This is a genomic window from Streptomyces sp. NBC_00306, from assembly GCF_036169555.1.
GTDB lineage: Bacteria > Actinomycetota > Actinomycetes > Streptomycetales > Streptomycetaceae > Streptomyces > Streptomyces achmelvichensis.
Window position 1 is genome coordinate 5,098,147 of sequence record NZ_CP108032.1, and the last position, 10,242, is coordinate 5,108,388.

General features: G+C 69.3%; 9 protein-coding genes. All 9 read left to right on the plus strand.

What is annotated here, in order from left to right:
• Positions 1-256: 256 nt before the first annotated feature.
• From OHA05_RS22845 to OHA05_RS22885, 9 genes are read left to right on the plus strand one after another with little or no spacing between them, the layout of a single operon-like run.
• Positions 257-1,606 (plus strand): TrpB-like pyridoxal phosphate-dependent enzyme, encoded by a 1,350-nt coding sequence (locus OHA05_RS22845; protein WP_313944458.1) that lies wholly within the window; start codon positions 257-259, stop codon positions 1,604-1,606.
• Entirely contained in the window at positions 1,603-2,670 is a 1,068-nt protein-coding gene (locus tag OHA05_RS22850; protein ID WP_328861576.1) for a BtrH N-terminal domain-containing protein, read from the plus strand. The genes OHA05_RS22845 and OHA05_RS22850 overlap by 4 nt, the downstream gene beginning before the upstream one ends.
• Positions 2,667-4,808 (plus strand): molybdopterin-containing oxidoreductase family protein, encoded by a 2,142-nt coding sequence (locus tag OHA05_RS22855; RefSeq protein WP_328861577.1) that lies wholly within the window; start codon positions 2,667-2,669, stop codon positions 4,806-4,808. Before OHA05_RS22850 ends, OHA05_RS22855 begins: the two co-directional genes overlap by 4 nt.
• Positions 4,786-5,472 carry a class I SAM-dependent methyltransferase gene (locus tag OHA05_RS22860; RefSeq protein WP_313944455.1) on the plus strand — a complete coding sequence of 229 codons (687 nt, stop codon included), beginning with the start codon at positions 4,786-4,788 and terminating at the stop codon, positions 5,470-5,472. Before OHA05_RS22855 ends, OHA05_RS22860 begins: the two co-directional genes overlap by 23 nt.
• Positions 5,469-6,149 (plus strand): hypothetical protein, encoded by a 681-nt coding sequence (locus OHA05_RS22865; RefSeq protein ID WP_313944454.1) that lies wholly within the window; start codon positions 5,469-5,471, stop codon positions 6,147-6,149. Before OHA05_RS22860 ends, OHA05_RS22865 begins: the two co-directional genes overlap by 4 nt.
• Entirely contained in the window at positions 6,146-7,117 is a 972-nt protein-coding gene (locus tag OHA05_RS22870) for a BtrH N-terminal domain-containing protein (protein ID WP_313944453.1), read from the plus strand. The genes OHA05_RS22865 and OHA05_RS22870 overlap by 4 nt, the downstream gene beginning before the upstream one ends.
• Entirely contained in the window at positions 7,114-8,487 is a 1,374-nt protein-coding gene (locus OHA05_RS22875) for a phenylacetate--CoA ligase family protein (protein ID WP_313944452.1), read from the plus strand. Before OHA05_RS22870 ends, OHA05_RS22875 begins: the two co-directional genes overlap by 4 nt.
• Entirely contained in the window at positions 8,484-8,729 is a 246-nt protein-coding gene (locus tag OHA05_RS22880) for a ferredoxin (protein ID WP_313944451.1), read from the plus strand. Before OHA05_RS22875 ends, OHA05_RS22880 begins: the two co-directional genes overlap by 4 nt.
• A 5-nt stretch (positions 8,730-8,734) precedes the next feature.
• The gene (locus tag OHA05_RS22885; protein ID WP_328861578.1) at positions 8,735-10,240 is read left to right on the plus strand and encodes a hypothetical protein; all 1,506 of its coding nucleotides are present in this window, start codon (positions 8,735-8,737) and stop codon (positions 10,238-10,240) included.
• Positions 10,241-10,242 lie beyond the last annotated feature (2 nt).

Below are 10,242 nucleotides of genomic sequence, written 5' to 3' on the forward strand. Positions count from 1 at the left end.
GATCCTCCGTCGCCCTCGCCGCGGAGATCTTCGGCACGCCGGTCGCGACACCGGAATGATCGAATTGCACAATGATCGATTGTGCGTGATCGACAGAATCCGGCATTCCGGTGTGGTGCGCGGAATCGCCATATCAATTGAGCACTCAACAACTTCGTCCGGCGTGCGGGAAGCGGTTTTCTGCCATCCCCTTGACTCCGGCCAAAGTGCTCTGTAATCGTGCTCTGCATTCCAGGGATGGGCACACGGGGGGCACATGTCGAGCAATGCACAGGTGCGTATCGATGCGGAATGCAGCGCTCAGTCGGCAGCCACCTCCATTCCACTTCCCACTCACTGGTACCACTTCCTGCCTGATCTCCCCGCAGCGTTACCGCCCGTCAAAGACGAGCTCACACCGTCGGCGGCCGAGGTCGCGCAGCGGGTGAGGCCGGCGGCGCTGCTGGCCCAGGACCGACCGGCCGACCAGTGGGTTCCCATACCCGAGCCGGTCGCCGACTGGTTACGGCACATCGGCCGCCCCACGCCGCTCCATCGGGCCAGGGCGCTGGAGTCCGCACTCGGCACCGGTGCCCGCATCTACCTCAAGCGGGAGGACGTCCTCCCGACGGGCAGCTTCAAACTCAACTCGGCGGTGGCGCAGGCGTACTACGCGGCCGAAGAGGGTCGCACGACCCTGATCAGCGAGACGGGCGCGGGGCAGTGGGGGATGAGCGTCGCGCTCGCGGCCTCCCTGCTCGGCCTCGACTCCGAAGTCTTCATGGTCCGGTGCTCGTTGGCCCAGAAGCCCTACCGGCGCCACTACATGGAGCTCCTGGGGACCACGGTTCACGCGTCCCCGTCCCCGGACACGAAGTTCGGTCAGCAGCTGCTCGCCCGGAACCCCGGACATCCGGGGAGCCTGGGGACGGCCATCAGCGACGCCATCCAGTTCGCACTCGACTTCGGGCCCGGGGCCGCCTACCTGTCGGGGAGCGGGGTGCCGCATGTGTATCTGCACCAGACCCTCCTCGGGCTCGAGGTCCAGGCGCAGCTGGCCGCGCTGGAGGAGCCGATCGGAGTCCCCGGCCGCGGCGACCATCTCATCGCCTGCTCCGGTGGCGGCAGCAATCTGTGCGGTCTCGTCGGCCCCTTCCTGAAGCAGGCCCGCGGGCAGGGTCGTGATCTGCGCCTGCTGGCCGCGGAATCCACGGCGGCGCCGCGACTGACCGCCGGCCGCTACCAGTACGGCCGGTCCGATCTCGCCGGACTCACCCCCGAGGTCCTCGGCTACTCCATGGGTCCCGACTTCGTTCCGCCGCCGGTGCACACCGCCGGGCTGCGCAACCACCACAGTTCCAGCACGGTCAGCCTGCTGCGTCACGAGGGACTGCTCGACGCGGTGGCGATCGAGGAGAAGCGCGCGCTGGAGGCGGGACGCCTGGTCCTTCGGACCGAGGGATTCCTGCTGGCGCCCGAGTCCACGCACGCGGTCGCGGCGGCGATCGAGGTGGCGACACGTGCCAAGGAGACCGACACGGACCCGGTGCTGGTGGTGCTCGCCAGCGGTTCGGGACTGCTCGATCTCCAGAGCTACGGCGAGGTGCTGCTGGGGGGCGTGCGATGAGCGCGGATGCCCGGCCGCGAGGAGCGATGCTCGAGGGCTTCCGGCCGGTGCCGGGCGTGCACTGCGAGACGACCATGCTCAACAACATGCTGCGGTACTCCGGCATCGACGTGTCGGAAGCCCTGATCTTCGGCCTGGGCCGGGGGATCGACGCCCAGTTCTTCCCGCCACCTCCGCACACGGGGATTCCCCCGATGCTCACGGGCCGCGTCGAGCCGGGACGCATCGCCGCGGACGCGTGCGCGGCCATGGGCCTGACCCTGGTGACCAGGCAGGATGCCGACGACGCCGGCGCTCACGCGCGAGCCGTCGCGGCGTTGTCGGCGGGCAGCGTCGTGGGCGTCACGGTCGACATCTTCCACCTGGACTACTTCGCCTCACAGGCACACTTCTCGGCCCACTGCATCGCGCTGCACGGGCTCGACGACTCCACGGCGTACGTGGCCGACACCTCACAACAGGGCGGCGCCCAGCAGCTGCCGCTGGAGTCCTTCACCCGGGCACGGGCCTCCGACGAAGGCTTCATGCCGTCCCCCCGCCTCCACTGGCACCTCGACGACAGCCCCGGTCCGACGCCGGGCGGAGCGGCAGCGCTCGCCCCCCAGGTGTGGCCGGCCATTCTCGGCGCCGCCGGCCGTTGTCTGGATCGCGGTCGGGGTGACGACCGGGGGATTCTCGCCCTGCGCCGGGCTGCCGAGGAGTTACCCGGCTGGCAGCAGCTGTCCCGCAGCGACGTGGTGATCCCCGAGATCGCCAGGTTCTGGCGGTTCGCGGGCACCGGTGGCACCAACTTCCGGGGCCTGTACGGCGAGTTCCTCGCCGAGGCCCAGGCCATGACCGGTGACGCGGAGCTGCTGCCGAGCCTCACGCGGTTCGAGGCGATCGTCTCGGCCTGGACAGGGCTCATCGATCACCTGACCGGCTACCCCGAGGCGTCGAGCCGCTCCGCGCACCTCAAGGACGCCGCAGCGCAGCTCCACGGCATCGCGGACGCCGAGGAAGCCGCCTTCGGGGAACTCGCGGCGCTGGCCCGGGACCGGGTCGGGGCGGAGCGGGTGACATGAGCGGTGAAACCACCACGGTGAAGTCCGTGTGCCGCATGTGCCACGGAGGGTGCGGCGCGCTCGTGGAGCTCACCGACGGGGTGCCGACCGGCATCTCCGGCGATCCGGAGAACCCGACCAGCCGCGGCTACTTCTGCATCAAGGGCAAGGCCTCCCTGGACCTCGTCAGCAGCCCGGACCGCCTTCGGACCCCCCTGGCCAGAACCGGACCTCGCGGGAGCGGCTCCTTCAAGCCGATCAGCTGGGACGAGGCGCTCGACGAGGTGGCCCGCAACCTCCGCCGAAGCATGGAGCGGTTCGGCTCCGAGTCGGTGGTCTTCGGCCAGGGCACCGACCGCAACTACCAGGAGTGGGTCTTCCGGCTCGCGAACGCCATCGGCACTCCCAACGTCGTGGGGCCGGCCCATGTGTGCTTCTACCCGCGCGTCATGGCGTCGATCCTCACCTACGGAGGCTTCACGTTCTGCGACTACCACGGGGACCCGGAGGTGGTCCTGCTCTGGGGCAGCAACAAGGTCAACACGCACTCCGACGGTGTCATCGGAGTCGACCTTCTCGGCGCCCTCGAACGGGGCAGCCGGCTGATCGTCGTCGATCCCCGGCGCACCCGTACCGCCGAGCGGGCCGACCTCCATCTGCAACTGAGGCCGGGCACCGACGCCGCGCTCGCGCTCGGCCTCATCCATCTGCTGATCGCCCATGACTGGTACGACGAACAGTTCGTCGCGCGTCACACCTCCGGCTTCGAGGAACTGGAGCGTCACGTCCGCGCGTACGACCTCGCGACGGTGGCCGGTATCACCGGTCTCGAACCGGGCCTCATCGAGACGGCGGCCAGGATGTACGCCCGGGCGTCCCGCGCGTGCATCGAGGCCGGCACGGGTGTCTCGCAGTCCGACAACGCCTTCGACACCCACCGGGCGATCGCCATCCTCTCGGCACTCTCCGGCAATCTCGACGCTCCCGGCGGGGACGTCATCTGGGACCCCATGCCCATCGAGGGCCGTCGGGGCTTCCCCAGGACCGACCTGCTCTCCGAGGAGCAGGCGGCCAAACGCATCGGCGGCACCGCCCACAAGGTGCTCTCCATGTCCGGCTGGGTGGCCCCGGCCGACCTCCAGGAAGCGATCCTGAGCGACAGCCCGTACCGCATCAGCTCGATGGTGGTCTTCGGCTCCAACCCGCTGGTCTCGCACGAGAACGCGACGGCCACCGAGGCCGCGCTCACCAAGCTGGACTTCTTCGCCGTCGCGGACATGTTCCTGACGCCCACCGCGAGGCTGGCCGACATCGTCCTGCCGGCCTCCTCCTGGCTGGAGCGCGACCAGATCGTGGAGTTCAACTCCTACATCGCGGCACGGCAGCGGGTGGTGACCGTGGAGGGTGCCAGGTCCGACGAGGAGATGATCCTCGACCTGGCGCGGCGACTCGGCCTCGGGCACCACTTCTACCCCAGCCTCGAGGACGCCCTGGACGCCAAGTTGAGCGGCATCGATCTGACGTGGCAGCAGTTCAGGAAGATCGGTCACCTCCCCAACACCCGGCGGTACCGCACGTACGCGACAGACGGTTTCCGTACCCGCTCGGGGCGGGTGGAGCTGGCCCATCGGGGCCTCGAAGCCATGGGCTACGACGCCGTCCCGGTCTTCCGGCCGCCGGCCTCCACCACGCGGGAGCTGCCATTCGTCATGACCAGCGCCCACAACCTCCAGTTCTTCAATACCGAGTTCCGGCAACTTCCCACCACGTCCCGCCGCTACCGGGAACCGCAGGTGACGATCCACCCCCGTTCCGCCGCGGGTCTGGCGGTCGCCGACGGGGACCAGGTGGAGATCTACCGGGACCCGGAAGGGGCGGGCGTGGTGATGACGGTCAAGGTGTCCGACACGGTGGCCCCGGACGTGATCGTCGCCGATGCCGGGTGGTGGTACCCGGGCGAGGAGGACATCCACGCGGCCACCCGATCGTCGGTCAACCGGATCACGGACAGCGGGCGCCGCGACCCGTACATGGGCAGCTCGACGCTGCGCGGTGTACCCGTCGGGCTGCGACCGGTCGTGACGGCAGAGGCGAACGCAGAGGCAGACGCAGAAGCCGAAGGGGGAGGTGGCGCGCATGGCGCCCATTCGACGCACTGAACGGGTCCATGAGACCGAAGTAGGTCTGCAGGGCGACGAGCTGGCGCTCAAGTACGACGACATGCAGCGTCATATCCGGGACCGCGGATGGCTGCAGGAGAAGGTCGACAGCGTCCTGGAAGCCGGCATCGACTCCGGGCGCGTCCTGGAGGCCGGCTGCGGGCCCGGCCTGCTCGGTCTCGAATGGCTCACCCAGGCCGCGGGCGACTGCACCCTGGTCGGCGTCGACATCTCCCCGGCCATGCTCGACAGGGCGCGCGGCAACGCCCGCGCCTACGCGGTGTCGCACCGCACCGACTACACCATCGGCAACGTCCTGGAACTGCCGTTCCCGGACGCATCCTTCGACCACGCCTTCAGCGCGGCGTCACTGCACGAGTGGGCCGACCCGGTCACCGCACTGCGCGAGATCCACCGCCTCGTGCGCCCCGGTGGCGCGTTCTGCATCTCCGATCTGCGCCGGGACATCGACCGGACCACCTTCCAGTTCATGAAGGCGAACATCGCCGTCGACATGCGTCCCGGCTTCCGTACGTCAGTCCAGTCCGCGTACACGGTCTCCGAGGCCGCCGATCTGCTGAAGCAAGCCGGAATCCACGCCGACAGCGTGACGGCGGTGCAGATGGGGTTGGTGATCGCGGGACGGAAGGAGAAGGAATCATGACCGCAGCCACAGGCAGCCATCCGTCCGCCCACCGAGGTGAAGCAGGCACATTCCCCTCCGACACCGAGTTCCCGGTCGTATGGCGGGAACTGCTCGACGAGTCCGCGGCCTGGAACGAGGTCGACTGCGCTTCGTACCTGCGGTCCTGGTGCGGGCAGGCGCCGGAGGACGTCGCCGCACGGTTCGCGGGCGTCAACCACATCGGTGTCTATCTCGGCGACTATGCCTCCGACGACGAGGTGTTCCGCTGGCACGCGTATCTGGAGGGCCTCCAGCGCGCCGGCGAGCTCTCCGGCGTCGAGATGGGCCCCTCCTACATCTCGCCCCGGCAGTACGGAACACCCGGCTGGTGGCTCTCGCTGTCCCTGCCCGACGGCCGTGTCATCGAGACGTTCACCTGCCGGCACTTCGGCCCCTGGCTCAGCAAGCCCGTCTCGGAACGCCGGCGCCTGATGTCGCATGTCGCCCTGGAGGTGGCGGCCGCCGACGATGTCCGAGCGGTCCTCGACGGTCTGGAACGCGACATCGAGCACCTCGAGACGATCGCCTACACCGAAGCCGACGAGGTCGGCCACACTTACGGGCACCTGCGCAACAACACCACCCGGACCGTGCTGGAAGTCGTCTACGACGCCGCGAAGAAGGAGAGCGGCGCAGCCCCGGGGGAGGCGCGATGAACTGGAAGTCCGGCGAGCACTGCGAGTCGTCCACCCTGGCCAACATGCTGCTCAACCGCGGCATCGACCTCAGCGAACCGCTGCTCTTCGGCCTCGGACGCGGCATCTCCTTCCTGTACTGGCATTCCAAGCAGATGCCGGCCCCGTTCCTCGGAGGCCGCGTCAAGCCGGACCACCTCATCCGGAACGCCACCGCCGCCCTCGGTGTCGAGCTGTTCGAGAGCGAGACCACCTCCCAGGCCAAGGCCGAACGTGAGCTCATCGCCGCCCTGGACGCCGGGGAGGTCGTCGGCCTCAAGCTGGACCGCTTCCATCTCGACTACGCCCACGACAGTTTCCACTTCGCGGCCCACTACCTGGCGTGCGTCGGCTACACGCCCGAGACCTACACCGTCGTCGAGACCGCCGGGCTGGGCGTCCAGAGCACCAGCAGGGCCGGCCTCGCCCAGGCCCGGGCGGCGAAGGGACCGATGAGCTCGCGCAGCCTGTCGTTCCGTCTCGGCACATCCGATTTCGACCCGCGCGCCCTGGCCGGCGCATGCCGTGAAGCCATCGCGGCGACCGCGGACGACTTCCTCAACCCTCCCATCACCAACATGGGACACAAGGGGTTCCAGAAGGCCGCCAAGGCGATGCGCGGCTGGTGCGACGCGCTCGACGAACCGGCGGCCGCGTTCGGCTTCCTGGCTCACAGCATCGAGGACGGCGGCACCGGCGGTGGCTTCTTCCGCACCCTGTGGGCCGACTTCCTCGACGAGGCGGCCGAGCTGACCGGCGAACCGGCCTACGCGTCCGTGGCCGGCACCTATCGGGAACTCTCGACCCGGTGGACCCGTATCGCGCATCTGCTGCGTGATGAGTCCGAACCGGCCGCGATGCGCAAGGCCGCCGAGGAAGTGGCCGTCATCCTGGAGGACTTGGGCCGGGCCGAACATGACGCCATGTCGAAGCTGGCGGTCATGCCGTGACGACCTCACCGACGACCCGGAGGACGACGCGGACGGAAGAGCGGCTGCGCGGCGTGATCGCGTCGCGCCGCCGTGTGGCACGCAAGGTCGCGCACGTGGCGTCCCTGGACCGCGAGGAGCTCGGCCGGTGGGCATCGGCCGCGCTCGCCGAGACCGTGGCGCACGCCGCCGAGCACTCCGCCTTCTACGCCGGCCGCGTCCCCAGGTCGCTGGCGGACGCGGTGGCCAAGGACCCCGCGGCGTTCCAGTCGGTGCCCTTCACCACGCGGCAGGAACTCGCCGACGCCTACCCCCTGGGCATGCTGGCGGTCCCCCGGCGTGAGGTGACCCGGTTCGACGAAAGCTCCGGCACGGGCAACGGCCAGTCCATCGCCGCCTTCTTCTCCGCCGACGACTGGGTCGAGAACAACCTCGTCGTGGCCCACCTCCTCTCGGCGGTTCTCGACAGCACCGATGTGGTCGCGATCGCCGTCCCCTACGAGCTCGCCGGCGTCGGTCAGGACCTGGACCGTGCGCTGGAACTCCTCGGATGCACGATCGTTCCGCTCGGCGCGGCGTCCCCGTCGTGCTCACCGGAGCGTATGGTGCACGCCCTGCGACGCTCCGGGGCCACCGCACTGATCTGCTCGGGCACCCGCGCCCTCCTGCTGGGCGAGGTGGCGCGGCGCTCCGGAATCGACCCCGGCCGGGACCTCGCCGTCGACAAGCTCCTGATGGCCGGTGAAGGCGCCTCGCCGGCCAAGAAGGCGCGTCTGGCCGAGCAGTGGGGCGCCGCCACCTACTCGATGTTCGGCATGACCGAGACCAATACGCTCGCCATGTTCTGTGCCCGGCAGGACCTGCACCTGGTCGAGACGCGTACGTACTTCGAGATCGTCGACCCCCGGTCCGGGCAGCTCCTCCCCGATGGTGAGACCGGCGAACTCGCCGTGACGACTCTCGCCAGCCGGGCGATGCCCCTGCTGCGCTACCGCACCGGCGACACCTGCCAGATCGAGGCGGCGCCGTGCCCCTGCGGCTCACCGCTGCGCCGTCTGCGACACCGCGGCCGGCTGGGGGACCGGATCGCGGTGGGTCATGGCTGGGCCTCACAGCTGGAGATCGAGGACGTCGTTCTGGGCGCCATGAGCCGGCCGCCGTACTTCTTCGCGTTCGATGTCGACGGGTCCGTGCTGGACGTCGCGTTGCCGCCGGGCAGCGCCGCCGATGAGCGAACCCGGGACGCGATCGCGGCGGAGGCTGCCCGACGGTTCGGAGCCACCACCAGAGTCGGCGTCCTGGACGTTCCGGCCTTCGAGCACGCGCTCCGCACCTCCGCCAAGCCGACCATGCGGAACTTCCTGCGCGCGACGGAGGAGCGAGGGTCATGACGGACACAGCGCCTCCCGGCCGCCTTCCGCTGGACGGCCGGTTCCACATCGACGACACGTGCATCGACTGTCACCTCTGCCGCGACCTGGCCCCGGACAACTTCGAGAGCGACGACGAGAACGAGATCCATTACGTCTGCAAGCAGCCCGAGGACGAGGCCGAACTCGAATGCGTCCTCGACGCCTACGAGTCGTGTCCCAGCAACTCGATCCGCTATCTGCGAATCTCCACCGAGGAGTGAGCGCGATGACTACACGGGAGTCGCAAGCGTGTCCGGTGCCCAGGGCCGGTGTGAGAGCCGAGCCACCGGACGCCTGCCCCGAATCCGGCCCGCCCAGGAATGAGCTGGGGCCCATCGCGCCCAGCTACGACCACCTCCACCGCATCGACCTGCTCGCGGCAGCGAGGGCGTCCTGCCCCACCGAACCCGGCTCGTACGAGTCCACCGTCCGCGCCGTGTTCCAGGCGGCCGAGGTGTGCCTGCTCAATCTGGCCCGTCTGACCGACCGGAGCCGCAAGGCGGTCCAGGCCCGCGACTTCGCCACCGCCTCCCGCCTCATCCAGTGGAGCATGGGCTTCCACCGGCTCCTGCGTGGCCTCGGCAGGGTCAGCCAGGAGGTGCAGAGCCTCTGCGGGACAACTCCCCGTCCCGGGCTGCGTACGGTGGACATCGCCGAGACCGCCGGATGTCAGGCCTACATCGACGAACTGCGGGCCTTCGACGACGAGGTCCGGTGCTCGCTGCTGGTCAGCGACCCGCTCACGGTGCGGGCCACCATCGCGACCCGGAGCATCGACGACGACCTGTACCGGCTCCTTCACGGAGTCCGGATCTGCAGCCACGACGCCACCAAGTGGGAGAGCGACCTCTCCGGCGTGCCACTGCCGCTCGAAGGGGACCTGAACAAGCTCCTGGGCACGGGGCTGCTCGCCGACGCCGTCACCTGGACCGAACTCGACCCCAGCACCATGCACGGTGAGTTCGTCGCGCTGCACCAGGTCCCGGAGATCCTGACCGCGGAGTCGAACGACCACCTGGAGCTCGCGGTACGCGATGTGCGGTCGCGCTCGCTCAGCCGCGCCGCCTCGCATCTGGCGGTCTGCAACGCGGTCCTGGGTCCCATGGTCGAGGCGCAGCGGGTCATGGCGGAGCTGCTGGCCACCGGCGAGTACCACGGCTTCCGGAAGAACCTCGGTCCGGCCAGCGGCACCCATTCGCTGGCGATCAAGCAGCACATGTTCAAGGACCTCTTCAAGCACTTCTGGAACGACGTCTCGAAGTGGCTCGGCCCGGTCGGCGAGGGTTCCCTCGAAGGCACGATCCGGGCCATCGACGCCGACCGGCACCGGGATTCCGAGGCCTGGCTGTGTCATCAGGTCCTGCATCAGGCGTTCCGTCTTCACCACACGTACCAGGAATGGCGTCACGAGCATCTGCACATGCCACGGAACTGCCTGGGAAGCGGCGGCACCAAATCGATGATCGGCGTCTCCGACGGACCCCAGGCGGTCTACAAGATGCGTGATGCCGCCAACGCCCAGCCCTCGCTGAACGCCCTGCACCAGGCGCGCGGCATGAAGTTGACCAGCGTCGTCGACTGCTCGCCGCTCACCGCACTCCTCACCGATCCCACGTCGGTGGACGCGGAGCTGATGCGCGTCGTCGGTGAGGCGACCCGGGACTACTTCCCCGAGGTCCAGGAGCAGGGCTACCAGCAGTTCCACCTGGGCGCAGCCGAGCGAAGGCCGTAGGG